The sequence below is a fragment of the Erythrobacter sp. SN021 genome, from assembly GCF_021864455.1.
Genome location: NZ_JAKKUW010000001.1, coordinates 339,363 through 364,417, shown reverse-complemented (window position 1 = coordinate 364,417; position 25,055 = coordinate 339,363). Strand labels below are relative to the sequence as shown.

The window sequence follows — 25,055 nt, the reverse complement described above, 5'->3', positions numbered from 1 at the left end:
CTTTACAATCCGCCCGCGCGCATTAGGGGCAGGATCAATCCCAAGCGAAGGAATTTTCTATGCGTGCCGAAGGGCAGGCCCACATCGAACGGATCGAAGCAGCGCTTTCGCTCGTGCGGCAGTCGCTCGACTGGGAACGCGCGCTGCGCCGCCTGGAAGAACTCGATGCGCGTGTTCAGGATCCGACCTTGTGGGACGATCCCAAGCAGGCCCAGGCGATTACGCAAGAGCAGAAACGGCTCGAAACCGCGATCAACACTGTCCGCGAGATCGAAAGCGAGATGGCCGATGCCATCGAATTCGTCGAGATGGGCGAAGCCGAGGGCGACGCCGATGTCGAGCGCGAGGGCCTCGACACGCTGGCCCGTCTTGCCGAGCGGGCCGACCGCGACAAGGTCCAGGCGCTGTTGTCGGGCGAAGCGGACAGCTACGACACCTATCTTCAGATCAATGCCGGTGCAGGCGGAACGGAGAGCCAGGATTGGGCCGAAATGCTGCTGCGCATGTATGCCCGGTGGGCGGAACGGCGCGGCTTCAAGGTCGAAACGGTGGAATATGCCGCCGGAGACCAGGCCGGCATCAAGAGCGCGACCCTGCTGATCAAGGGCGAAAACGCCTATGGCTATGCGAAAACCGAAAGCGGCGTGCATCGATTGGTGCGGATCAGCCCCTACGATAGCTCCGCGCGCCGCCACACCAGCTTCAGCTCGGTGTGGGTTTATCCGGTGATCGACGACGATATCGATATCGAAATCAACCCCTCCGATCTCAAGATCGATACCTACCGCGCAAGCGGTGCGGGCGGACAGCATGTCAACACGACCGATTCGGCGGTGCGTATCACCCACCAGCCGACCGGAATCGTCGTGGCCAGCCAGAACGACCGCAGCCAGCATAAAAACCGCGCCACCGCCATGAACATGCTGAAAGCGCGTCTGTTCGAGCGCGAAATGGCGGAACGCGAAGCAGCCGCCTCAGGCGAGTATCAGGAGAAGAGCGATATCGGGTGGGGGCACCAGATCCGCTCTTACGTCCTCCAGCCATACCAGATGGTGAAGGACCTGCGCACCGGTGTACAGTCGCCGACGCCCGACGACGTGCTCGATGGTGCGCTCGACCCTTTCATTTCGGCGGCGCTGGCGCAGCGCGTAACGGGCGAGACCGTCGAGGTGGAGGACGAGGATTGAGGCGCCGGTTCGCCTTGATTTCTATCTTTGCACTGCTCGCGGCGTGCAATGGCGAGGTGATCGGCGGTGACGAAACACCGCGCTTTCCGGAACCCGATCGCCCGGTTTCCAAGGTGGGTTCCAACCAGTTTTCAACCGAAGACCAGCGCGACAGCCGAGGCGAGGCGAAAACGGTCATGGATCTCGCGCAAATCGCCGAAGGCATGACTGTGGCCGATATCGGCGCGGGCAATGGGTACTATACCGTGCGGCTTGCCGAACGGGTGGGCGAGACCGGGCGGGTTCTCGCGCAGGACATCGACAGCGCGGCGCTCAGTCGCCTTGGTCGCAGGATCGAGCGCTATCGACTGGAAAATGTATCGATCCGCCTTGGCGAATTTGCCGATCCCAAACTGCCGGCCAACAGCTTCGATCGCATTTTCATGGTTCATATGTATCACGAGATCGAACAGCCTTACGAATTTCTCTGGCGAATGTGGCCGGCCTTGCGCGATGGCGGTCAGGTGGTGGTGGTCGATATCGACCGCCCGACCGACCGCCATGGGATCGATCCCCTGCTACTGAGCTGCGAGTTCGAGGCAGCGGGGTACGAGCTGGTTGCCTTTAAGGATGCGCCCGAATTGGCCGGGTACTATGCACAGTTCAAGGCAGCCGCTACGAGGCCCAAGCCTGGAGAGATAGAGCCCTGCCGCGGCGATCGCGCTGCGCTGGGCGAGGGGGCTGAGATCCCCGGCAAGAAAGAGAAAGCATAATATATGAGTTTCAAGGGTCTCGAGCCGATCACCTATGGCGGCAAGGAAGTCTGGCCGCTGGTCGAAGGCGGCAAGGGCGTTTCGGCCACAAATCATATGAGTTCCGGCGCCTGGGCGGCCGCTGGGGGTATCGGCACGGTCAGCGCGGTCAATGCCGACAGCTATGACGAGGACGGCAACCCGATCCCGCAGGTCTATCCGCAGGCCACCCGCAAGGAGCGTTTCGAGCAGCTCGTGCGCTACGGCATCGATGGCGGCACCGAACAGGTCAAGCGCGCGCACGATATCGCGGGCGGCAAGGGCGCGATCAACATCAACGTGCTGTGGGAAATGGGTGGCGCACAGCAGGTGCTGGAGGGCATCCTCGAAAACTGCCCCGGCCTCGTGACCGGCGTCACCTGCGGCGCGGGCATGCCTTATAAGCTCGCCGAGATCGCGGCGCGGCACAATGTTCATTATTTGCCGATCATCTCCTCCGCCCGCGCCTTTCGCGCGCTGTGGAAGCGCAGCTATTCGAAGGTGCCCGAGCTGATGGCCGCCGTGGTCTATGAAGATCCCTGGCTGGCGGGCGGTCACAACGGACTGTCCAACGCCGAGGACCCGACCAAGCCGGAAGATCCCTATCCGCGTGTGAAGGCGCTGCGCGAGACGATGCGCAAGGAAGGCGTTTCGGAGGAAACCGGCATCGTCATGGCCGGTGGTGTGTGGTTCCTGCGCGAATGGGAAAACTGGATCGACAACCCCGAACTCGGCAAGGTGCTTTTCCAATTCGGCACCCGCCCGCTGCTAACGCAGGAAAGCCCGATCCCGCAGGTCTGGAAGGATATGCTGCGCACGGTCGAACCGGGCGATGTCTTGCTGCACAAGTTCAGCCCGACAGGGTTCTATTCGAGCGCGGTAAAAACGCCGTTCCTCTATGATCTGATGCACCGCAGCGAACGTCAGATTCCGATCTTCAAACGCGATGAGGAAGAGGGCACCATCCCGTTGATGGATCACGGCAAGGCGAAGTACTATTTCGTCCACCCCGGCGATCAGCGCAAAGCGCAAGCCTGGATGCATGAAGGCTTTACCGAAGCGCTCAAGACCCCCGATAGTACCGTGGTTTTCGTCACTCCCGAAAGCGCCGAGCAGATCCGGGCGGACCAGCAGGGTTGCATGGGCTGCCTGTCGCACTGCCAGTTTTCGAGCTGGAAAGATCATGACGATCACACCACCGGCCGCCTCGCCGACCCGCGCAGCTTCTGTATCCAGAAGACGCTTCAGGACATCGCCCATGGCGGTGATCCTGACGAGAACCTCGCCTTCGCCGGTCACGCGGCCTACCGATTCAAGCAGGACCCGTTCTACTCGAACAACTTCACCCCGACGGTGAAGGAACTGGTCGATCGGATATTGACGGGGGATTAGGCGGCGCTCAGCGCCACAACTGCATCGCTCGGATCGCTTCGGGCATCCGGGCATCGCTGTCGGGGCGCGAAAGAACCCGCTCGACCAGCTTCCATTTGCGCTTGATCTTCGATTTCTGCCAGAGGTCGACGACCCAGCTATCGCCGTTCCAGTGATGATCGCCGATCGTGGCTTCGAGGCCCAGCCGCGTCGCGAAGACCGCTACCGGGCCGTGGCGACGGACATAGACCTCGTCGAAACGGTATCCGGTGCAGCGAAAACGCGTTGTCGCCGCCTCGAGCCAGCTCGCGCGATCGAGGATGGTCGGCTTTTCCGAACCCAGCAGAAAGATGAAATCGCGCGCGGCGATGGCCTTCATCTGATTGCGATCGCGCTGCATCCATGCACGCATCCAAAGATGTTCGAGAGCTTCTATCTTGGCCGAGAATTCATCCATGAGAGCAGCGCTTACATCATGGCGCGGGGCGGGCAAGACTTCTCAACCCAGCCCGGTCAGTACCTGGTCGGGCGGCCGGTGACCGTCGGCCCACATACGGATATTGGCGATAACCTTGAGGCCGCTCTCCTCGCGGCCCTCGCGCGTCGCGCTGCCGATGTGGGGCAGCGTCATTACGTTGGGATGGCGGATCAGGCGGCGGTCGACATTGGGTTCGTCCGGATAGACGTCGAGCCCCGCCCCCGCGAGCTTGCCGCTCTCCAGCGCCGCGATCAGCGCATCCTGGTCGACAAGATCGCCGCGCGCCGTGTTGATGAGGCTCGCGCCGTTCTTCATCAGGTCGATCCGCCGTGCATCGATCATATGGTGCGTATTCGGCCCGGCAGGACAATGAAGGGTGAGAATATCGGCCTTTCCCATCAATTCGTCGAGGCTTTCGACCCAGCGGGCGTGGAACATGCGCTCCACCGCTTCGGGCAGGCGCTTGCGGTTGTGATAGGCGATTTCGAGCCCGAAGGCGCGCGCGCGGTGTGCCACCGCCTGCCCGATGCGCCCCATGCCGACGATACCCAGCACCTTGCCCGCCAGCTTGGTGCCGAGCAACGCGGTCGGCGTCCATCCGGTCCACTTTCCGCTGCGGATCAATTCCACACCCTCGCGAATGCGGCGGGGAACTCCGATGATCCCGGCCATGGTGAGATCGGCGGTATCGTCGGTGAACACGCCCGGCGTATTGGACACGATGATGTGCCGGTCGGCAGCGGCATTCAGATCGATGTGCTCGGTCCCGGCACCGAAATTGGCGATCAGACCGAGATCTTCACCGGCACTTGCAATCATGTCCGCATCGATCAGGTCGGTGACGGTAGGGACCAGCACGTCGCAATCCTGCATCGCCTCGATCAGTTGCTCGCGCTCGAGCGGCACATCCTCCGGGTTGAGGCGCACGTCGAATAGCTCGCCCATTCGGTCCTCGACACTTGGCATCAGGTGGCGTGTGACGAACACGCGCGGGGTGCGGTCGAGGCGTTTGGCGGGGCGGATATCGGAACGTTCCATGCGGGAACGATCGCTAGGACGCGGGGAGGGGAGCGGTCAAGGATTCGGATGCGCGAAGAGCGTTGACTGTTCACGGTCTATAGTCGATTCAGCTGGCCATGTTTACGCGCCTTTTCATACTTTTCCTTCTGTTCGTTGGCCTGGCTGGGCCGGGCCACGCACAGGATCGCGAAGTGCCCTATTGGGCAAGTATCCGGGCCAGCGTGCTCAACATGCGCGTGGGTCCGAGCGCCGATTACAAGATCGACTGGGTTTATCGCCGCCCCGGCCTGCCGGTAAAAGTCCTGCGCCTTATGGAGGGCTGGCGACTGATCGAAGACCCGGATGGCGCGCGGGGCTGGGTGGTTGCCCGCCTGTTGAGTCCGGAGCGCGCGGCGATCGTTACCGGCGAGGGCCTGGCGGATATGCGCGCGGATGGGAATGACGGCGCGGCACTCAAATGGCGAGTCGAGCCCGGCGTGGTCGGGGCATTGGGCGATTGCGCCGATGAATGGTGCGAGTTTGTTGTCGGAAACCGCCAGGGCTTTGTTCGCGAATCGCGCCTGTGGGGTGCCGGCGAGCCGTAGCGCTGCTTCTACAGGCTATTCCGCCGGATCCGCCTCGGTCGTTGCCGGTGGGGCTGTGTCGGCACGGTCCGGATCGAGCTTGCGCACGGTCGACTGGACCGTGCCGTCCGCGTCTTGCATTTCGAAGGCTCCGTCTTCGCCCGGTTCGCCGCCCGAATAGCATTCTTCGCCCAGTTGGCCTTCGGGATCGAAGCACATTCGGCCATTCTCGCCGATGCGCCATGCTCCGCCACCGGTGCGCGCACCCTCGGGGGTGGTTTCGACATAAGTGCCATCGGCATTGATCGTCTGCAGGACAACGGTCCCATCGGCCATGGCAATCTCGTAAGTGCCCGAGATATCACCCATAGCGGTACTGTCGAGCTCCGCTTCGACCGGTTCGATCGCTTCGTCCGTGTCCTCGGCCCCCCCGCAGGCGGCCAGTGCCGCACTGGCCGCCGCGAGGAAAAATATGGTCTTCATGGCAAACTCCCTGTCCCTGTAGCTGGCGCGTTCGGGCAGGGAGGCTGCCCGCCGCATCAAACGAGTTCGACCGCCACGGCGGTTGCCTCGCCGCCGCCAATGCACAGCGACGCAATACCACGTTTCTTACCCTGGTTCTTGAGCGCGTTGAGCAGTGTCACGATGATACGCGTACCGCTGGCACCGATCGGGTGGCCGAGCGCGGTGCCGCCGCCGTTCACGTTGATCTTTTCATGCGGGATGCCGATGTCGCGCATGGCGAACATGGCCACGCAGGCGAAGGCCTCGTTCACTTCCCACAGGTCGACCTCGTCGGCAGACCAGCCCGCCTTGTCGAGCACTTTCTCGATAGCGCCGATCGGGGCAATTGTGAATTCCGAAGGCTCCTGTGCGTGGGCGGCCATGGCGACGATCTTGGCGACCGGCTCCTGCCCGTTCTCCTTCGCAACGCTCTCGCGCGTCAGCACCACGGCCGCCGCGCCATCCGAGATCGACGAGGAGGTCGCTGCGGTAATCGTACCGTCCTTGGCGAAGGCCGGGCGCAGCTGCGGGATTTTGTCGGGGCGACCCTTGCCGGGCTGCTCGTCATGCTCAACCGTTACATCGCCCTTGCGGGTGGAGAAGGTGACCGGCACGACTTCACCATCGAAGGCGCCGCTTTCGATCGCGGCATTGGCGCGGCGGAGCGATTCGATCGAGTAATCGTCCATCTCCTCGCGCGTCATCTGGTAATCATTGGCGGTGTCCTGGGCGAAGGTGCCCATCGCGCGGCCTTCCTCATAAGCGTCTTCGAGACCGTCGAGGAACATGTGGTCGTAGGTCGTGTCATGGCCGAGCCGTGCGCCCGAGCGGTGCTTCTTGAGCAGGTAAGGCGCGTTGGTCATGCTTTCCATGCCGCCCGCGACGACATAGTCGATCGTGCCGCTGGCAAGCGCTTCTGCCCCCATGATCACCGTCTGCATGCCGCTGCCGCAGACCTTGTTGACCGTGGTCGCCTGAACCGATTTGGGCAGGCCTGCCTTGATCGAGGCCTGACGGGCAGGGGCCTGGCCGAGACCCGCGGGCAGCACGCAGCCCATATAAGTGCGGTCGAACTTGTCGGGCGCGACGCCCGAACGTTCGACTGCCGCCTTGACCGCCGTCGCCCCGAGATCGGTTGCCGAGACATCGGCGAGGGCGCCCTGCATGCCGCCCATCGGAGTACGGGCGTAGGACAGGATGACGACGGGATCGGATGCGCTGAACTGGGTCATGCTTGTGCTGGTCCTTCTGTTCTGGAATATCGGTTGCCGAAGGCGACCTATCTGGCTGCCCAACATCCTAGTGCTGCATTGCAGCAAGATCAAACGGAGAGAGCAATGGCGGACGAACGGAAAAGCGAAATGGAAGCCGTGATGCGCAAGCAGCGGGCCGCCCACCACCAGATGCGCCCCGAGCCGATGGCGCTGCGCAAGGACCGGATCGAGCGCGCAATGAAGCTGCTCACGGACCATGGCGAGGACCTGTGCAAGGTGATGGCCGCCGATTTCGGCAACCGCTCGCCCCACCAGTCGATGATTACCGACATCGCGGGGACCGTTAAGTTCGGCAGATATTGCCTCAAACACATGGACAAGTGGGCGAGGGCGGAAAAACGCCATGTCCAGTTCCCGCTCGGCCTGCTCGGCGCGAAGGCCGAGGTGCGCTACGAACCCAAGGGTGTCGTCGGGATCCTCAGCCCGTGGAACTTCCCGGTAAATCTTGCCTTTGGCCCGCTGATGCAGATTTTCGCTGCCGGCAATCGCGCAATGATCAAGCCGAGCGAATTCACCGAGAAAACCAGCCTGCTGACCAAGGAACTGGTGGAAGAGTATTTCACCCCCGACGAGTGTGCGGTCTTCACCGGCGGCCCCGAAGTTGCGGCGGCTTTCAGCGAGCTGCCCTTCGATCACCTGATCTTTACCGGCTCGACCGCCACAGGTCGCAAGGTCATGGAAGCAGCGGCGAAGAACCTCGTGCCCGTCACGCTCGAACTCGGCGGCAAGTCGCCGGTCTTCATGGGCGAAAGTGCCGATTTCGCCAAGGCGGGCGAACGCGTTGCGCTGGGCAAGATGCTGAATGCGGGTCAGATCTGCCTCGCACCCGACTACCTGTACGTCCCCGAAAGCAAGCAGGACGAGGCGATTCATGGCGTGTGGCAGGGCACCGCCAACATGTATCCGACGCTGCTCGACAACGAAGACTATGCCAGCGTCGTGACCGATCGCCACTTCGACCGTCTGCAGGAACTGGTGGCCGATGCGCGCGACAAGGGGGCGGAGGTGATCGAGGTCAATCCGGGTAACGAGGATTTCGGGGGCACCAACGCCCGAAAGATGCCGTTGACGATCCTCAAGAACGTCACCGAGGACATGAAGGCGATGCAGGAGGAGATTTTCGGCCCCGTCCTGCCGGTGAAGACCTACGGTCATATCGATGAAGCCATCGAATATGTGAACGAGCACGATCGTCCGCTAGGGCTGTATTATTTTGGCCAGGATTCGGACGAGCGCGAGAAGGTTCTGAACAAGACGATCAGCGGCGGTGTGACCGTGAACGACGTGATTTTCCACGTTTCGATGGAAGATCTGCCGTTCGGCGGTGTCGGCCCCTCTGGCATGGGCAGCTACCACGGCGTGGAGGGCTTCCGCGAATTCAGCCATGCGCGCAGCGTCTATACTCAGCCCAAGATCGACGTAGCCAAGCTGGGCGGGTTCAAGCCGCCCTATGGTCCGGCGACGGAAAAAGCCGTCAAGACGATGATGAGATAGCGATAATGGAGGCCCTTGCCTTCGGGCGGGGCCTCCAACTGGGGAGCATAGCGGTTTGTGCAGGAATTGGGCCATCCGCACCCTTGCACCATACGGGCGAGCGGCCTAGAGGCGGGCGCGAACCAAGCCCGACGCCTAGGAATCATTCGTGGTCGACCTCGAACAATACCTGCCCATCCTGATCTTCCTGTTCATCGCTGTGGGCCTCTCGGCGCTTTTCGTGTTCCTGCCGATGGGCGTTTCGCGCCTCACGGGCGCTCACAAACCCGATGCGGAAAAGCTCAGCGAGTATGAATGCGGCTTCCCGGCGTTCGAAGAGCCGCGCAGCCAATTCGATGTGAAATTCTATCTCGTCGCGATCAGCTTTCTGCTATTCGACTTGGAGGCTTCCTTTCTCTTTCCATGGGCGGTGAGCCTCGAATACACCGGGTGGACCGGTTGGATCGCCATGATGATCTTCCTGGGCATCCTGGCTATCGGCCTGGCCTATGAATGGAAGATGGGCGCGCTGGACTGGGACTGACATGAGCACTTCTACCATCATCACCCCGCCTCAGAGCGTCCCCGCCGCGCAAGGCGGCGAGGTGCGCCAGCCCGATGCGGATTATTTCAACGCCCTACAGACCGAAGTGAACGACAAGGGGTTCCTCGTCACTTCGACCGAGGATCTGTTCCAATGGGCGCGGACCGGATCGCTGTGGTGGATGACCTTCGGCCTTGCCTGCTGCGCGGTGGAGATGATCCACGTCAACATGCCGCGCTACGATATGGAGCGTTTCGGCGTCGCGCCGCGTGCCTCGCCGCGGCAGTCGGATGTGATGATCGTCGCCGGCACACTGTGCAACAAAATGGCTCCGGCGCTGCGCAAGGTTTACGACCAGATGTCGGAACCGAAATACGTCATCTCGATGGGGAGCTGCGCCAATGGCGGCGGCTATTACCATTACAGCTATTCGGTGGTGCGTGGCTGCGACCGCATCGTGCCGGTGGACATCTACGTTCCGGGTTGCCCTCCGACTGCCGAGGCGTTGCTCTACGGCGTGATGCAGCTGCAGCGGAAAATCCGCCGCGTGGGCACGATCGAAAGGTAAGTGGCGATGGCAGTGTTACATTCCGCGCCCCGGTTCACGCAGATCGACGGGCTCAAGGCGACGCTTACGCAGGCCCTCGGCGATCATCTGGTCGAGGCGGATGAAGAGCACGGCGAGCTGTTGCTCACCGTGAAGCGCGACAGCATCGAGGATGCGCTGCGCATCCTGCGTGACGATCACGCCTATCAGCAGCTGATGGAAATCGCGGGGGTTGACTATCCCAGCCGCGCCGAGCGGTTCGAAGTGGTTTATATGCTGCTTTCGCTCACCAGCAACAACCGCATCATGGTGAAGTGTTCGGCAAGCGAGGATACGCCCGTTCCGACCGTCACCACCCTCTGGCCGAACGCAGGCTGGCTCGAGCGCGAAGTATTCGACATGTATGGTGTGCTGTTCTCGGGCAATACCGATCTGCGCCGTATCCTGACCGATTACGGCTTCGAAGGGCATCCCTTCCGCAAGGATTTCCCGCTGACCGGCTATCACGAGTTGCGCTATTCGGAAGACGAGAAGCGCGTCGTCTACGAGCCGGTCGAACTCGCCCAGGATTTGCGTCAGTTCGATTTCATGAGTCCGTGGGAAGGTGCCGATTACGTGCTGCCGGGCGACGAGAAAGCGGACACGCCGCCGGTCGACGATCCCAAGACCACCGAAAGCCCAAAACAGACGGGCGCGGGAGCCAAGGCCGATGCCAAGGCTGCCGAAAAGGTAAGCGCCGACGCTCCGGCCGAGAAAGATGGCGGCAAGAACCCTCCGGCGCCCGAGCCGACAGAAGACGAGCCCGCCCGTTCCGAGCGCAAGGGCAAAACGACAGACACTGCCGAGGCCACCGAGCCGAAGAAGAAGGATAAGAAATGATGCGTCGTCTTTTTCTTCCCCTTGCGGTTCTCGCCTTGGCAGCCTGTTCCTCGGAACCTGCCGAGCAGGAAGATGCCGACGGATTCGCCGATCGAATTGGCCAGGGTGGCGAGACATCCGAGGTGGCCAAGGCCGACCCTGATGCTCCAAACACTGCCGTGCCGGTGCCTCCCGCTGGCGCCGATCTGACCGCGCTCCAGCAGCTCGGTGACATTGGCGGCGTCGATCTCGGTCCGCGCGATGGCGGGTGTACGCTGATGGTCGGCAGTGAAGAGATGCTGATTGCCGCCGGTATGCGCGATAAGGCGCTTCCCGGTAAGGCTGTGGTTCGGCTTGGCGGAAGCCTGATCGTCGTCGATGCCGATATGGGTGGTCTCGACGCCATCAGGACCGGGACAACCTTCAATGGGGAAGGTTTCGCCATCACCGTGACCCCGGCAGCGGGCGAGCAGCAGAGCCGCCCGGCCAACGTCACGGTGCGCGATGCGGCGGGCAAAACCCAATCCTATAGCGGTAACTGGATCTGCGCATGAGCCACGCCATGCATCTTGAAGAATCGCCCACCACCGGCGACGAGGTGATCACCAATTACACGATCAACTTCGGGCCTCAGCACCCTGCGGCGCACGGCGTGCTGCGCATGGTCATGGAGCTCGACGGCGAGATCATCGAGAGGATCGATCCGCATGTCGGCCTGCTCCACCGCGGCACCGAAAAGCTGATCGAACACAAGACCTATCTGCAGGCGCTCCCCTATTTCGACCGGCTCGACTATTGTTCGCCGCTGGCGCAGGAATACAGCTATGTCCTCGCGATCGAGAAGCTGCTCAATGTCGAAGTGCCCGAACGCGGGCAGTATCTGCGCGTTCTGTTCGCCGAGCTGACCCGCATCTGCAACCACATGCTCAATATCGGTGCCCACGTCATGGACGTCGGCGCGATGACGCCGAACCTGTGGGTGTTCGAGCTGCGCGAAGACTGCATGAACTTCTTCGAGCGGGCTTCGGGTGCGCGCATGCACAGCGCCTGGTTCCGCCCCGGCGGCGTCCATCAGGACGTGCCCGAAAAGCTGCTGGTCGATATCGGCAACTGGGTCGATGGTCGGCTCCAGGAATTGTTCGGCGATGCAATGAGCCTCGTGCTCGACAACCGCATCTTCAAGCAGCGCAACGTCGATATCGCCGTTGTGAGCAAGGACGACGCGGTGGCCTGGGGTTTCTCCGGCCCGATGATCCGCGCCGCGGGTATCCCATGGGACCTGCGCAAGTCGCAGCCCTATGATGTTTACGACCGGATGGAGTTCGATATTCCCGTCGGCACCAATTCGGACTGTTACGACCGCTTCGTGGTGCGCGTGAAGGAAGTTTACGAGAGCGCGAAGATCATCAAGCAGTGCCTGCGCGATATGCCGTCCGGCCCGATCGCCAGCGACGACCGCAAGGTTTCGCCGCCCAAGCGCGCCGAGATGAAGCAGTCGATGGAAGCGCTGATCCACCACTTCAAGCTCTATACCGAGGGCTTCCACGTGCCAGCGGGCGAAGTCTACGTCGCCACCGAAAGCCCCAAGGGCGAATTCGGCGTCTACCTCGTCAGCGACGGGTCGAATAAACCCTATCGCTGCAAGATCCGTCCGACGGCCTTCAGCCATTTGCAAGCAATGGACTTCATGTCGAAGGGCCATATGCTGCCCGACGCAACTGCCATCCTAGGCGCCATCGACGTCGTGTTCGGGGAGTGTGACCGCTAATGGCGCGCGAACTGTTCATCTTTGTCGCGGCATTCGCGGCCTTTGCTTCGGCGGTTGCGGCTTACCTTGCCGCCTTCCACGGCGAAGCTTCGCTCAAGGAAATTCTCTCGACGGCCTTCGCCGCCGTCATCGGTCTCTATGTGGGCCGCTATGTCGAACGCAGGTTGATCAATGGCTGACCGTTCCCCCGCACCCGATACTCCCGAACTGCGCGAGCGCTGGGGTGCTTTCGAGTTCACCGAAAGCTACCGCGAGCGCGCCGACACTGCGATTGCGCGCTATCCCGAAGGGCGCCAGCGCTCGGCGGTGATGCCGCTGCTCGACTTGGCCCAGCGCCAAGTGGGCGAGGAAACCGATACGCAGGGCTGGCTGCCGCTGCCGGTGATCGAATATGTCGCCGACTATCTCGACATGCCGGTCATCCGCGTGCTCGAAGTCGCCAGCTTCTATTTCATGTACAATTTGAAGCCCGTGGGTAAGTACCACGTGCAGGTCTGCGGCACGACGCCGTGCATGCTGCGCGGTTCGGACGGTCTGTTCGAAACCTGCAAGAAGCGCGGCATGAAGAAGGGGCATGTCTCCGAAGACGGTCTCTGGACCCTCACCGAAGTCGAATGCATGGGCAATTGCGCCACCGCGCCGATGGTCCAGATCAACGACGACAATTACGAGGATCTCACGCCCGAGCGCCTCGATGCCATCCTTGACGAACTGGCCGCAGGCAAGCAACCCAAGACCGGCACCCAGATCGAAGGCAAGCGCACCAGCGAGCCCGAAGGCGGCCCGACCACGCTGAAGGAAATGGTCGACGCCAACCACGATTACCGGAAGGACTGGTGATGAGCATTGCCACCATCCTGATCGCGCTGGTTCTCGGCTTCATCGCCTGGAAGGTGCTCGTCGGCCTCGTGAAATTCGGTGTGCTCGCGGTTATCGCGGTCGCCGCTATCTATTTCCTCTCGCAAGGGGGTGCATTCTGATGCTTGCCGACAAGGATCGCATCTTCACCAACCTCTACGGCTTCCAGGACTGGGGCCTGAAGGCAGCGCAGCAGCGCGGCGACTGGGACGACACCAAGTCGCTGATCGCGCGCGGTCACGATACTATCATCGAGGAAGTGAAGGCCTCGGGCCTTCGCGGGCGCGGCGGCGCAGGCTTCCCGACCGGCCTCAAATGGTCGTTCATGCCGAAGGAATCGAAGGACGGCCGTCCCAGCTTTCTCGTCATCAATGCCGACGAATCCGAACCCGGCTCGTGCAAGGACCGCGAGATCATCCGCCACGATCCGCACAAGCTGATCGAAGGCGCGCTGGTCGCGGGCTACGCGATGCGGGCGAGGGCCGCCTATATCTACATTCGCGGCGAATACATCCGTGAGGCCGAAACGCTGCAGGCGGCGATCGACGAGGCTTATGACGCCGGGCTGATCGGCAAGAACGCGGCGAAGTCGGGCTACGATTTCGACGTCTTCCTGCATCGTGGCGCAGGCGCCTACATCTGCGGCGAAGAAACCGCGATGATCGAAAGCCTCGAAGGCAAGAAAGGCCAGCCGCGCCTCAAACCGCCGTTCCCGGCAGGCGCGGGCCTCTATGGCTGCCCGACCACGGTCAACAATGTCGAATCGATCGCCGTCGTCCCGACCATCCTGCGCCGTGGCGCGAGCTGGTTCGCGAGCTTCGGGCGCGAGAACAACAAGGGCACCAAGCTCTTCCAGATCAGCGGCCATGTGAACAAGCCCTGCGTGGTCGAGGAAGCGCTTTCGATCCCGTTCAGCGAGCTGATCGAGAAGCATTGCGGCGGCATTGTGGGCGGCAAGGACAATCTCCTCGCCGTGATCCCGGGCGGTTCGTCGGTTCCGCTGGTGCCCGCAGAGCAGATCTGGGACGCGCCGATGGATTTCGACGGTCTCAAGGACCTCGGCTCGGGCCTCGGCACGGCAGGCGTCATCGTGATGGACAAGTCGACCGACATCGTCCGCGCGATTTCCCGTCTCAGCTATTTCTACAAGCACGAGAGCTGCGGCCAGTGCACCCCCTGCCGAGAAGGTACGGGCTGGATGTGGCGTATGATGGAGCGCCTGCGCACCGGTGATGCGGCAATCGAGGAAATCGACATGCTGCAGCAGGTCACCAAGCAGGTCGAAGGTCACACCATCTGCGCGCTGGGCGATGCGGCGGCCTGGCCGATCCAGGGCCTCATCCGCCACTTCCGCCCCGAGCTCGAACGCCGGATCGAAGAACACAACGCCAAGTTTGCCGAGGCCGCGGAATGAGCGGCGCGGTCATCATTCGACTGGTTTCGATTGCCCTCATCGCTCTCGCTGCGCTCGTAGCGGTTCTCGGCTATGCCGACTATGCGGCGGGCGAAGCTTCGAAATTCGATTATGCCATTTCATTCGGCGGTCCGCTGTTCATAGGGATTGCCCTGCAACTATTCGCGCGGGCGAACCTGCGCACCGAAGGATCCCACGATGCCTAAGGTAACCGTAGACGGACAGGAAATCGAAGTCCCGGACGGCGCGACCGTGCTCCAGGCCTGCGAGCTTGCGGGCAAGGAAATCCCGCGTTTCTGCTATCACGAGCGGCTGTCGATCGCCGGCAACTGCCGCATGTGCCTGGTCGAGGTGAAGCCCGGGCCGCCCAAGCCGCAGGCAAGCTGTGCGCTCCCGGCTACCGAGGGGCAGGAAATCCGCACCGATAGCGAGATGGTCAAGACCGCGCGCGAAGGGGTGATGGAATTCCTTCTCATCAACCACCCGCTCGATTGCCCGATCTGCGACCAGGGCGGCGAATGCGATTTGCAGGACCAGTCGGTCGCCTATGGCCGCGGCGCGACGCGTTACGAGGAAAATAAGCGCGCCGTCACCGAGAAATACATGGGGCCGCTGATCAAGACGGTCATGACACGCTGCATCCACTGCACCCGCTGTGTGCGCTTTAGCGAAGAAATCGCGGGCGTGGACGAGATCGGCGCGGTCGGTCGCGGCGAGGACATGCAGATCACGACCTATCTCGAACAGGCCGCCGAACACGAGTTGAGCGCCAATGTGATCGACCTGTGTCCGGTCGGTGCACTCACCTCGCGTCCCTATGCTTTCGAAGCGCGGCCGTGGGAGCTCAAGAAGACGCTCAGCATCGACGTATCCGATGCCGTCGGCGCGAACATCCGTCTCGACAGCCGTGGCCGCGAAGTCATGCGCGCGCTTCCGCGTATCAATGACGACGTCAACGAGGAATGGCTGTCCGACAAGGGCCGTTACCAGGTCGATGGCCTGACCAAGCGCCGCCTCGACAAGGTTTTCATGCGCAAGAAGGGCGGCCTCCAACCCGCGAGCTGGGACGAGGCTTTCAAGGCCATCGCCAAGGCGAAGCCGGGCAAGGACATTGCCGCCATCGCGGGCGACATGGTCGATTGCGAAACCATGTTCGCGGCCAAGGCGCTGCTGAAGGCTTGCGGATCGAGCCTGCTCGAAGGCCGCCAGACCGGCATGGATTACGACGTGTCGAATCTTGCCGCGGTCAATTTCAACTCGACCTTCGCGGGGATCGAAACCGCCGATGCGATCCTGATCGTCGGCAGCCACATTCGTTGGGAAGCCCCGCTGGTGAATGTCCGCCTCCGCAAGGCGGTAAAGCGCGGCGCCAAGGTTTTCGTCATCGGCCCGCGCTGGGACACGACCTATCCGGCCGAATTCCTCGGCGAGGACCTCTTGGCGCTCTCCAAGCTCCCGAAGGAAGCCGCCGAAGCTTTCAAGGGTGCGGAACGTCCCGCTATCATCATGGGCGGTGCGGCTCTCGCCAAGGGCGCGCTCGGCGCGGGCCTTGCCTTCGCCGAGACTTACGGTCTCGCGAAGGATGGCTGGAACGGTTTCAACGTCATGCACTTCAGCGCCGCGCGCATGGGCGGGCTTATGCTCGGTTTCGCGCTGAAGGGCGGAATGAAGGATATTGCCGCGGCCAAGCCCAAGGTGGTCATCAGCCTTGGCGCGGACGAGATGGATTTCGAACCCTTCGCCGACGCGCTCAAGGTCTATATCGGCCACCACGGCGATCGCGGTGCGCATGCGGCGGACATCGTCCTGCCGGGCGCCAGCTTTGCCGAGAAGGACGGGACCTACGTCAACACCGAAGGGCGCGTGCAATTCGCCGAAAAGGCCGTCTTCGCGCCGGGTGACGCGCGCGAGGACTGGACGATCCTGCGCGCGCTGGCCGATGCGCTGAAGGTCGAGGTCGGCTTCGACAGTTTCGCACAGCTTCAGGCGGCGATGATCGCCGAAGTGCCCGCGCTGGGCGAAGAAGGTCTCGCCAGCTACGGCGCGCTGCCCCGGGCCGATGCAAACGCGAAGGCCGAAGGCACGATCTCGTCCTATCCGATCAAGGACTTCTACCTCACCAATCCCATCGCCCGCGCCAGCGCTGTGATGCAGCAGTGTTCGAGCGAACTGCTCGGCAGCGGCGAGCTTGCGGAGGCTGCGGAATGACCGAATTCTTCCAATCCCTCGGCATGACCTACGAATGGGCGTGGTTCACCGCCACCATCGCGGGCATCCTGCTGATCGCGCTGCCGCTGATGCTGGCCGTCGCGATGATCATTTACGTCGACCGCAAGGTCTGGGCGGCGATCAATTTGCGCCGCGGCCCCAATGTGGTCGGCCCCTTCGGTCTGCTGCAGAGTTTCGCCGACGGCCTGAAGGTCTTCCTGCAGGAAACCATTATCCCGAGCGCGGCGAACAAGGGCATCTTCCTGCTCGCCCCGATCATCACCTTCACCGTTGCGCTGCTCGCCTGGGCGGTGATCCCGTTCGATGCGGGCGTGGTGCTTGCCGATATCAATGTCGGCTTGCTCTACGTTCTCGCGATCAGTTCGCTGGGCGTTTACGGCGTGGTCATGAGCGGGTGGGCGAGTAACTCGAAATACCCGTTCTTTTCGGCGATGCGCGCCGCCGCGCAGATGATCAGCTACGAAGTCTCGATCGGCTTCATCCTCGTGTGCGTCGTGCTGTTTGCAGGCACGTTCAACCTGTCCGGCATCGTCGCAGCTCAGCAGGAATTCGGCCTCGGCATCATCAATGCCTATGTGGTGCATCCGCTGATCTTCCCGATCTGGGTGATGTTCTTCATCTCCTGCCTGGCCGAAACGCAGCGCGTGCCGTTCGACCTGACCGAGGCCGAGAGCGAGCTCGTCGCCGGCTACCAGACAGAATATTCCTCGATGAGCTTCGCGCTTTTCTGGCTGGGCGAATATGCCAACATCCTGCTGATGTGCTCGCTCAACACGGTCCTGTTCTTCGGTGGCTGGCTGCCCCCGCTCGATATCGATCTCATTCCGTGGTTCGATGTGCCGGGGATCGTCTGGTTCCTGCTGAAGACCTTCTTCTTCTTCTTCATGTTCAGCTGGGTCATGGCGACCGTTCCGCGCTATCGTTACGACCAGTTGATGCGCCTGGGCTGGAAGGTCTTCCTGCCGATGAGTCTGTTCTTCGTCGTTGTCATTTCCGGATATCTCATGGCCACCGGCCACTATGGAGCCGCCGCATGAGCGTCGCGCATCTGATCAAGTCGTTCACCCTGTGGGAGTTCGTGAAGGCACACGCCCTCACGCTGAAATACTTCTTCAAGCCCAAGGTGACGATCAACTACCCCTTCGAGAAGAACCCGATCAGCCCGCGTTTCCGCGGCGAACATGCGCTGCGCCGCTATCCCAACGGGGAAGAGCGCTGCATCGCTTGCAAGCTGTGCGAGGCCGTGTGCCCCGCGCAGGCGATCACGATCGAGAGCGAACCGCGCGAGGACGGCAGCCGCCGCACCACGCGCTACGATATCGACATGACCAAGTGCATCTATTGCGGTTTCTGTCAGGAAGCCTGCCCGGTCGATGCGATCGTCGAAGGGCCGAACTTCGAATACGCGACCGAAACGCGCGAGGAATTGCTGTACGACAAGGCGAAACTGCTGGCCAACGGGGACAAGTGGGAGCGTGCGATTGCCGCGAACCTTGAAGCCGACGCGCCCTATCGCTAACCGCCGCGCCAACGAGAAACGGGGCCAATGATTCAGATTATCGCCTTCTACCTGTTCGCTGCACTGGTCATCGCCAGCGCCGTCATGGTGATCATGGCGCGCAACCCGGTGCATTCGGTGCTGTGGCTGATCCTCGCCTTCTTCAATGCCAGCGGCCTGATGGTGCTGGTGGGCGCGGAATTCATCGCGATGCTGCTGCTGATTGTCTATGTCGGCGCGGTCGCGGTGCTGTTCTTGTTCGTCGTGATGATGCTCGACATCGATTTCGCCGAACTGCGCGCCGGATTCATCGCGAATTTTCCGCTCGGCATAGCCATCGCATTGATCCTGGCTGCCGAGCTGATTTTCGGCATCGGGGCCTACCAAGCGGGGCAGCTCGACCTTGGGGTTGCGGATGGGCTCGCATCGCCGATGCTCGAAGCTTCGAACACGGCCAGTATCGGGGCTTTGCTCTACAGCGACTACGTCTTCCTGTTCGAGGCTGCCGGTATCATCCTGCTCGTGGCCATGGTGGGGGCGATCGTTCTCACCCATCGCAAGCACCCCGGCGGCAGGCGCGGTCATCAGGATATCGGCAAGCAGAATCGTCGCAATCCCGATGAAGCGACCGTTATGAGGCAGCCCGAAGTGGGCAAGGGGGTAGAGCTGTGATCGTCATCGAACACTATATCGTCGTCAGCGCTCTGCTTTTCGTGCTGGGTGTGCTGGGCATCTTCCTGAACCGGAAGAACATCATCGTCATCCTGATGGCGATCGAACTCATACTGCTTAGCGTAAACCTGCAACTGGTGGCTTTCAGCGCCTTCCTCGGCGATCTCGTCGGACAGGTGTTCGCCATGTTCGTCCTGACGGTCGCTGCGGCAGAGGCGGCTGTCGGGCTGGCAATTCTTGTCATCTATTTCCGTGGCCGCGGCACGATCGCGGTCGACGATGTCGACCGGCTGAAGGGGTAAGCCACGGTGCATCCGATCCTTCTTATCGTCTTCCTGCCGCTGCTTGCGGCGATCGTTGCCGGCCTGACCAACAAGGCCGCGCCCAGCATATTCGCCAAGTCGATCACGACTGGCGCGCTGTTCGTCAGCGCCGCGCTGAGCTGGCCGATTTTTCTCGGCTTCGTCGGCGGCACCTACGAACCGACGGTCGTGCCGGTGCTGAAATGGGTGCAGTCGGGCACGCTGACCTTCGACTGGGCGCTGCGTGTCGACACGCTGACGGCGGTCATGCTGGTGGTTATCAACACCGTTTCGGCGCTCGTCCACCTGTATAGCTGGGGCTATATGGAAGAAGACCCGGACCAGCCGCGCTTCTTCGCCTACCTCTCGCTGTTTACCTTCGCCATGCTGATGCTGGTGACCGCCGACAATCTGGTACAGATGTTCTTCGGTTGGGAAGGCGTGGGCCTCGCCAGCTACCTGCTCATCGGTTTCTGGTTCAAGAAGCCCAGCGCCAATGCGGCCGCGATCAAGGCCTTCGTGGTCAATCGCGTGGGCGACCTCGGCTTCATGCTCGGCATTTTCGGCACCTATCTGGTGTTCGACACGGTTTCGATCAGCGAGATTCTGGCGGCCGCGCCCGGCATGAGCGGGGCGACGATCGGTTTCCTCGGCTACAATGTCTACACGATGGATGTGCTGTGCATCCTGCTGTTCATCGGTGCGATGGGCAAATCCGCGCAGCTCGGCCTGCACACCTGGCTCCCCGATGCGATGGAAGGCCCGACCCCGGTCTCCGCGCTGATCCACGCGGCTACGATGGTCACTGCGGGCGTGTTCATGGTTGTCCGGCTATCGCCCATGTTCGAAACAGCTCCTATCGCGCTTGGCCTGGTGACCTTTATCGGTGCCGCGACCTGTATCTTCGCCGCAACCGTCGGCACGACGCAGTGGGACATCAAGCGGGTCATCGCTTATTCGACCTGTTCGCAGCTAGGCTATATGTTCTTTGCCGCAGGCGTCGGCGCCTATGGCGCGGCCATGTTCCACCTGTTTACGCACGCCTTCTTCAAGGCGTTGCTGTTCCTTGGCGCGGGCTCGGTCATCCACGCGATGCACCACGAACAGGACATGCGCTATTACGGCAATCTGCGGAAGCATATCCCGCTGACTTTCTGGGCGATGATGATGGGCACGCTGGCGATTACCGGGGTGGGCATCTATGACCTCGGGATTGGGTTCGCCGGTTTCTGGTCGAAGGATGCGATCATCGAAGTCGCCTTTGCACGCGGCACGGAACTGGGCATGTTCGCCTTCTGGATGGGCGTGTTCGCCGCGCTGCTGACCAGCTTCTATAGCTGGCGCCTGATGTTCCTTACGTTCTGGGGCAAGCCGCGCTGGATCGAGAGCGAACACATCCAGCACAGCGTTCACAAGACGCCGGAAGAAGCGGGCGAGGACACCACTGGGGGCTATCACCCGCATGAAAGCCCGATTTCGATGCTTGTCCCACTTGGCGTTCTGTCGATCGGTGCCGTGTTGGCCGGGCAGATATTCGCACCGACCTTCCTCGACGATGCGGCGTTCTGGGGCAGCTCGATCTTCTACAACGAGCCGTTGATCCATGCGATGCACGCGGTGCCCTACTGGGTGAAGTATTCGGCGCTGGTCGTCATGCTCATCGGTCTGTTCGTCGCCTGGCTGGCCTATATCAAGGACACCACTATTCCCGGTAAGACGGCCGAACAGCTCGGCCCGATCTACCGCTTCCTCTACAACAAGTGGTATTTCGACGAACTCTACCACTATCTCTTCGTGGTCCCGGCCTTCTGGCTTGGCCGCCAGTTCTGGAAACTCGGCGATGTCGGCACAATCGACCGCTTCGGCCCCAACGGCGTGGCCTGGGTGGTCGAGAAGGGCGCTGTCGGCGCCAAGAAGTTCCAGACCGGATATTTGTATAGCTATGCGCTGGTGATGCTTCTCGGGCTTGTCGCCGCGATCACCTGGGTGCTGTTCTGATGGAGTTTCCCATCCTTTCCCTGATGCTCGCCGTCCCGATGGCCGGCGCAATCGCCTGCCTTTTCCTAGGGGCACAGGCCGCGCGGATGACCGCGTTGCTGGCCACGCTGGTCAACCTTGCTCTCGGCATTCTCCTCTGGGTGAATTTCGAGATAGGCGGGCCGCAGTGGCAGTTCGTCGAGCGCGCCGAAATCTTCGCCGTCTTCAGCTACGCCTTGGGGATCGACGGTATCGCGCTGATGCTGATCATGCTCAGCGTGTTCCTCATGCCGATCTGCATTCTCGCCTCCTGGGACGCGATCACCAAGCGCGTGGGCGAATACATGAGCGCCTTCCTGCTGATGGAAGTGCTGATGATCGGCGTGTTCGCTGCGCAGGACCTCTACCTGTTCTACATCTTCTTCGAAGCCGGTCTGATCCCGATGTATCTGATCATCGGCGTGTGGGGCGGCGATAACCGGATCTACGCCTCGTATAAGTTCTTCCTCTACACGCTGCTCGGCTCGGTCCTGATGCTGATCGCGATGATGTGGATGGTGAACCAGGCGGGCACCACCGACATTCCGACTCTGCTGAATTACGATTTCGACCCGTCTGCGCAGACGTGGCTGTGGCTCGCCTTCTTCGCCAGCTTCGCGGTGAAGATGCCGATGTGGCCGGTCCATACCTGGCTGCCCGACGCGCACGTTCAGGCGCCCACTGCCGGTTCGGTGATCCTCGCCGGCGTATTGCTGAAGCTCGGTGGTTACGGTTTCCTTCGCTTCAGCCTGCCGATGTTCCCCGAAGCGAGTGGGCAGTTTGCGTGGCTGGTGTTCTTCCTGTCGATGGTGGCAGTGATCTATACCTCGCTCGTGGCGCTGGTTCAGAACGACATGAAGAAACTGATCGCTTATTCCTCTGTCGCGCACATGGCGATCGTGACTGCTGGCCTGTTTGCCTTCAACGTGCAGGGCATAGAAGGCGCGGTGTTGATCATGTTGGGCCACGGCCTCGTCTCGGGCGCGTTGTTCCTGTGCGTTGGTGTGATCTACGATCGCCTGCACACCCGCGAGATTGCGCGCTATGGCGGCCTCAGCATCAACATGCCGAAATATGCGCTGTTCTTCCTGTTGTTCACCATGGCCAGCATCGGCCTGCCGGGGACCAGCAATTTCGTAGGCGAATTCCTCGCGCTGGCCGGGATCTACAAGGTTTCGACATTGGTAACGCTGGTCTGCACCACGGGTATCATCCTGGGCGCCGCCTATATGCTTTACCTCTATCGCCGCGTGGCCTTTGGCGAACAGAAGAACGCCGATGCGGCCGCCATGCCCGATCTCAACGCCCGTGAATGGGCCATGCTCGCCCCGATCGCAGCCGCCGTGTTGTGGATGGGTGTCTATCCGGAAAGCTTCCTTGCCCCCATGCGTCAGGACATTGCCGCACTCGAGGCGCGTATCGCGCGTGCCGCACCCGATTTCGACGCCGACAATGTGATCGGCACCCCGCGCGAGCATAATGCGAATTATGTCGCGGCGGCCCATGGTGAGGAGGGAGCGCACTGATGTCCTATGCAAGCTCTCTTTACCTGACCGGGGCTGAGGTCGGGCTTTCGCTGCTTGGGCTCGTTCTTCTGCTCGTGAGTGCCTGGAGCGGTCCCAAGTCGGGACGTCTGCTGACGGTAATTACCGGAGCCGCGCTCCTCGCCGCTGCGGTGTTCAGCGCCCACCTTTTCGACCGCGCAACCGGTGACGTAGCAGGACGCGCCTTTGGCGATCTCTATCGCGCCGATGCTTTCGGCAGCTTCGCCAAGGTTCTGATCTATCTTGCGACCGCGGCTGTTCTCGTCGTGACACCGCGTTTCTTCGCGCAAGTCGGCGGGTATCGCGGCGAATACCCTGTGCTGATGCTTTTCAACGCGGTCGGCATGGGCATGATGGTGTCGGCCAGCGATCTGATGACGCTCTATATCGGCCTCGAAATGTCGAGCCTGTCGAGCTACATCCTCGCAAGCTTCCTGCGCCAGGATGACCGCTCCGCCGAAGCAGGGCTCAAATACTTCGTTCTCGGCGCGCTGGCTTCGGGCATCATCCTTTACGGCGTGAGCCTGATTTACGGCTTTACCGGCACGACCAATTACGAAGGAATCCGCGCCGCTTTCGACACCGATTTTTCGACCGGTGCGCTATTCGGCGTGGTTTTCGTGCTGGCGGGGCTGGCTTTCAAGGTGAGTGCCGTGCCGTTCCACATGTGGACGCCGGACGTGTACGAAGGCGCTCCGACACCCGTCACCGCTTTCTTCGCCAGTGCCCCGAAAGTCGCGGCAATGGGGATGTTGCTGCGAATGGCGATGGATCCCTTCGCGGGTGAAGTCGATAGCTGGCGGCAAATCGTGATCTTCGCCGCGCTGGCCTCGATCGTGGTCGGTGCGCTGGGCGCGATCGGCCAGCAGAACCTGAAACGCCTGCTTGCCTATTCGTCGATCAACAATGTCGGCTTTATCCTGATCGGTCTGGCAGCGGCCACTCCGGCGGGCGTGGCCGGTGCGTTGACTTATCTCACCATCTATGTGGCGATGGTGGTCGGCAGCTTCACGGCCCTGCTCATGCTGCGCGATCCGACGGGCAACAATCTGGAAACCTTCGCAGACATTTCCGGCCTGTCGACCAGGCGTCCCGCACTTGCCTGGTCACTGCTGGCCCTGATGTTCAGCCTTGCCGGCATTCCGCCGCTATTCGGCTTTTGGGGCAAGTTCGTGGTGTTCCAGGCCGCGGTGCAAGCCGATCTCGTCGCGCTGGCCGCCATCGGTATCGCAGCCAGCGTGATTGGCGCCTTCTACTACCTCAAGTTCATCAAGGTGATGTTCTTCGACGAGCCGGTGCGCGAAGTCGAAGCGAGCAGCCCGATGGGACACTGGGCGGTGTTGGCCATCTGTGTCGCGATCATTTCGCCGCTCGGCTACCTGCTGACCATCCCGCTGGGTGAGTGGACGGCGCAGGCGGCGGCGTCCTTCGTCGCCGCGATGTGATCCGCTTCGTTACCGAGACCGGTTCCACCAATTCCGATCTCGCCGCGCAATTACGCGCGGGCGAAACGGTGGCCGAGGGACAGTGGCTGGTTGCCGACCGGCAGCTATCGGGGCGAGGGCGGCAGGGCCGTACCTGGTTCGATGGCGGGGGCAACTTCATGGGCTCCACCGCGGTTCATATCGCCCCGCGCGATCCCAATCCCGCAACCCTTGCGCTGGTGGCGGGCGTCGCGGCCTACGAGGCGGTCTCGAAGGTACTCGCCGACCCCAGCCAGTTGCGCCTTAAATGGCCTAACGATCTCATGCTCGGCAAGGCGAAGCTTGCCGGCATCCTGCTCGAACGGGAAGGCGATGCGATCATTGTCGGCATGGGAGTGAACCTGGCGGCGGCACCCGAATTGCCCGATCGCAAGACAATCGCGCTGTCTGCGCTGGGACCGGTGCCCGACCGCGACCTTTTCGCCCATTCGCTGGCCCGGGAATTCGATCGCGAGCTGGAGCGCTGGCGGACCTATGGGCTCGACCCGCTCGTGCGCCGCTGGGTTGCGGTCGCACATCCTGCCGGAACATCGCTGGTCGTCCAGCCACCGGGCGAAGACCGGATAGAAGGAAGCTTCGCCGGTCTGACGGCCGATGGCGCGCTCTCGTTGCGCTTGGCCGATGGCTCCACCCGTGCCATCCATGCGGGCGATGTAATGCTCGCGAATGAGGAGAGTTGAG

28 protein-coding genes are annotated in these 25,055 nt (G+C 61.9%); 24 read left to right on the top strand and 4 right to left on the bottom strand.

Annotated features, from left to right (window positions below; genetic code table 11):
- Positions 1-59 precede the first annotated feature (59 nt).
- From prfB to L5849_RS01745, 3 genes are read left to right on the top strand one after another with little or no spacing between them, the layout of a single operon-like run.
- A complete protein-coding gene (gene prfB / locus L5849_RS01755; protein ID WP_236924083.1) occupies positions 60-1,187 on the top strand; it encodes a peptide chain release factor 2 in 1,128 nt (375 codons plus the stop codon).
- Between the two features lie 17 nt (positions 1,188-1,204).
- Complete coding sequence (locus L5849_RS01750) at positions 1,205-1,939, top strand: class I SAM-dependent methyltransferase (RefSeq protein ID WP_370459125.1); 735 nt, start codon at positions 1,205-1,207, stop codon at positions 1,937-1,939.
- Between the two features lie 3 nt (positions 1,940-1,942).
- Positions 1,943-3,349, top strand: coding sequence for a nitronate monooxygenase family protein (locus L5849_RS01745; protein ID WP_236924082.1), 1,407 nt, complete (start codon positions 1,943-1,945; stop codon positions 3,347-3,349).
- A gap of 7 nt (positions 3,350-3,356) precedes the next feature.
- Here L5849_RS01745 and L5849_RS01740 read toward each other — a convergent pair whose 3' ends face one another.
- Entirely contained in the window at positions 3,357-3,785 is a 429-nt protein-coding gene (locus L5849_RS01740; protein WP_236924081.1) for a nuclear transport factor 2 family protein, read from the bottom strand.
- Positions 3,786-3,827: 42 nt separating this feature from the next.
- Complete coding sequence (locus L5849_RS01735; RefSeq protein ID WP_115416855.1) at positions 3,828-4,844, bottom strand: D-glycerate dehydrogenase; 1,017 nt, start codon at positions 4,842-4,844, stop codon at positions 3,828-3,830.
- A 98-nt stretch (positions 4,845-4,942) separates the two neighbouring features.
- On the opposite strand from L5849_RS01735, the gene L5849_RS01730 reads away from it, so the two are divergent.
- A complete protein-coding gene (locus tag L5849_RS01730; protein ID WP_236924080.1) occupies positions 4,943-5,410 on the top strand; it encodes an SH3 domain-containing protein in 468 nt (155 codons plus the stop codon).
- Positions 5,411-5,425: 15 nt separating this feature from the next.
- Here L5849_RS01730 and L5849_RS01725 read toward each other — a convergent pair whose 3' ends face one another.
- Entirely contained in the window at positions 5,426-5,872 is a 447-nt protein-coding gene (locus L5849_RS01725) for a hypothetical protein (protein ID WP_115416853.1), read from the bottom strand.
- 56 nt (positions 5,873-5,928) lie between these two features.
- Positions 5,929-7,125, bottom strand: coding sequence for an acetyl-CoA C-acyltransferase (locus L5849_RS01720; RefSeq protein ID WP_115416852.1), 1,197 nt, complete (start codon positions 7,123-7,125; stop codon positions 5,929-5,931).
- A 105-nt stretch (positions 7,126-7,230) separates the two neighbouring features.
- Here L5849_RS01720 and L5849_RS01715 point away from each other — a divergent pair, with 105 nt between their 5' ends.
- From L5849_RS01715 to L5849_RS01620, 20 genes are all read left to right on the top strand, one after another.
- Positions 7,231-8,661: a coniferyl aldehyde dehydrogenase gene (locus tag L5849_RS01715; protein WP_236924079.1), complete on the top strand. Its 1,431-nt coding sequence runs from the start codon at positions 7,231-7,233 to the stop codon at positions 8,659-8,661.
- A gap of 148 nt (positions 8,662-8,809) precedes the next feature.
- Positions 8,810-9,184 carry an NADH-quinone oxidoreductase subunit A gene (ndhC, locus tag L5849_RS01710; RefSeq protein ID WP_115416851.1) on the top strand — a complete coding sequence of 125 codons (375 nt, stop codon included), beginning with the start codon at positions 8,810-8,812 and terminating at the stop codon, positions 9,182-9,184.
- 1 nt (position 9,185) lies between these two features.
- Positions 9,186-9,752 (top strand): NADH-quinone oxidoreductase subunit B family protein, encoded by a 567-nt coding sequence (locus L5849_RS01705; protein WP_174223741.1) that lies wholly within the window; start codon positions 9,186-9,188, stop codon positions 9,750-9,752.
- A 6-nt stretch (positions 9,753-9,758) separates the two neighbouring features.
- Positions 9,759-10,610, top strand: a complete 852-nt coding sequence (locus L5849_RS01700) for an NADH-quinone oxidoreductase subunit C (protein WP_236924078.1) — start codon at positions 9,759-9,761, stop codon at positions 10,608-10,610.
- A complete protein-coding gene (locus L5849_RS01695; RefSeq protein ID WP_236924077.1) occupies positions 10,610-11,143 on the top strand; it encodes a hypothetical protein in 534 nt (177 codons plus the stop codon). The genes L5849_RS01700 and L5849_RS01695 overlap by 1 nt, the downstream gene beginning before the upstream one ends.
- Positions 11,140-12,357, top strand: a complete 1,218-nt coding sequence (locus tag L5849_RS01690) for an NADH-quinone oxidoreductase subunit D (RefSeq protein WP_115416849.1) — start codon at positions 11,140-11,142, stop codon at positions 12,355-12,357. The genes L5849_RS01695 and L5849_RS01690 overlap by 4 nt, the downstream gene beginning before the upstream one ends.
- Positions 12,357-12,536 (top strand): hypothetical protein, encoded by a 180-nt coding sequence (locus L5849_RS01685; protein WP_236924076.1) that lies wholly within the window; start codon positions 12,357-12,359, stop codon positions 12,534-12,536. Before L5849_RS01690 ends, L5849_RS01685 begins: the two co-directional genes overlap by 1 nt.
- On the top strand, positions 12,529-13,197 hold the full coding sequence (gene nuoE, locus L5849_RS01680) for an NADH-quinone oxidoreductase subunit NuoE (protein ID WP_115416847.1): 669 nt from the start codon (positions 12,529-12,531) through the stop codon (positions 13,195-13,197). The genes L5849_RS01685 and nuoE overlap by 8 nt, the downstream gene beginning before the upstream one ends.
- Positions 13,197-13,337 (top strand): hypothetical protein, encoded by a 141-nt coding sequence (locus L5849_RS01675; protein WP_162814787.1) that lies wholly within the window; start codon positions 13,197-13,199, stop codon positions 13,335-13,337. The genes nuoE and L5849_RS01675 overlap by 1 nt, the downstream gene beginning before the upstream one ends.
- On the top strand, positions 13,337-14,629 hold the full coding sequence (gene nuoF, locus L5849_RS01670) for an NADH-quinone oxidoreductase subunit NuoF (protein WP_115416846.1): 1,293 nt from the start codon (positions 13,337-13,339) through the stop codon (positions 14,627-14,629). Before L5849_RS01675 ends, nuoF begins: the two co-directional genes overlap by 1 nt.
- The gene (locus L5849_RS01665; RefSeq protein WP_115416845.1) at positions 14,626-14,835 is read left to right on the top strand and encodes a hypothetical protein; all 210 of its coding nucleotides are present in this window, start codon (positions 14,626-14,628) and stop codon (positions 14,833-14,835) included. The genes nuoF and L5849_RS01665 overlap by 4 nt, the downstream gene beginning before the upstream one ends.
- Positions 14,828-16,837, top strand: a complete 2,010-nt coding sequence (gene nuoG, locus L5849_RS01660) for an NADH-quinone oxidoreductase subunit NuoG (protein ID WP_236924075.1) — start codon at positions 14,828-14,830, stop codon at positions 16,835-16,837. Before L5849_RS01665 ends, nuoG begins: the two co-directional genes overlap by 8 nt.
- Positions 16,834-17,895: an NADH-quinone oxidoreductase subunit NuoH gene (nuoH, locus tag L5849_RS01655; RefSeq protein ID WP_115416843.1), complete on the top strand. Its 1,062-nt coding sequence runs from the start codon at positions 16,834-16,836 to the stop codon at positions 17,893-17,895. The genes nuoG and nuoH overlap by 4 nt, the downstream gene beginning before the upstream one ends.
- Positions 17,892-18,377, top strand: coding sequence for an NADH-quinone oxidoreductase subunit NuoI (gene nuoI, locus L5849_RS01650; RefSeq protein WP_115416842.1), 486 nt, complete (start codon positions 17,892-17,894; stop codon positions 18,375-18,377). The genes nuoH and nuoI overlap by 4 nt, the downstream gene beginning before the upstream one ends.
- Positions 18,378-18,404: 27 nt before the next feature.
- Positions 18,405-19,028: an NADH-quinone oxidoreductase subunit J gene (locus L5849_RS01645; protein WP_115416841.1), complete on the top strand. Its 624-nt coding sequence runs from the start codon at positions 18,405-18,407 to the stop codon at positions 19,026-19,028.
- Positions 19,025-19,330, top strand: a complete 306-nt coding sequence (gene nuoK, locus L5849_RS01640) for an NADH-quinone oxidoreductase subunit NuoK (RefSeq protein WP_236924074.1) — start codon at positions 19,025-19,027, stop codon at positions 19,328-19,330. The genes L5849_RS01645 and nuoK overlap by 4 nt, the downstream gene beginning before the upstream one ends.
- 6 nt (positions 19,331-19,336) lie before the next feature.
- Positions 19,337-21,328 (top strand): NADH-quinone oxidoreductase subunit L, encoded by a 1,992-nt coding sequence (gene nuoL, locus L5849_RS01635; RefSeq protein ID WP_236924073.1) that lies wholly within the window; start codon positions 19,337-19,339, stop codon positions 21,326-21,328.
- Complete coding sequence (locus L5849_RS01630; protein WP_115416838.1) at positions 21,328-22,872, top strand: NADH-quinone oxidoreductase subunit M; 1,545 nt, start codon at positions 21,328-21,330, stop codon at positions 22,870-22,872. The genes nuoL and L5849_RS01630 overlap by 1 nt, the downstream gene beginning before the upstream one ends.
- The gene (nuoN, locus tag L5849_RS01625; RefSeq protein WP_236924072.1) at positions 22,872-24,335 is read left to right on the top strand and encodes an NADH-quinone oxidoreductase subunit NuoN; all 1,464 of its coding nucleotides are present in this window, start codon (positions 22,872-22,874) and stop codon (positions 24,333-24,335) included. Before L5849_RS01630 ends, nuoN begins: the two co-directional genes overlap by 1 nt.
- Positions 24,332-25,054, top strand: a complete 723-nt coding sequence (locus L5849_RS01620; RefSeq protein ID WP_236924602.1) for a biotin--[acetyl-CoA-carboxylase] ligase — start codon at positions 24,332-24,334, stop codon at positions 25,052-25,054. The genes nuoN and L5849_RS01620 overlap by 4 nt, the downstream gene beginning before the upstream one ends.
- The last annotated feature ends 1 nt before the right edge of the window (position 25,055 follow it).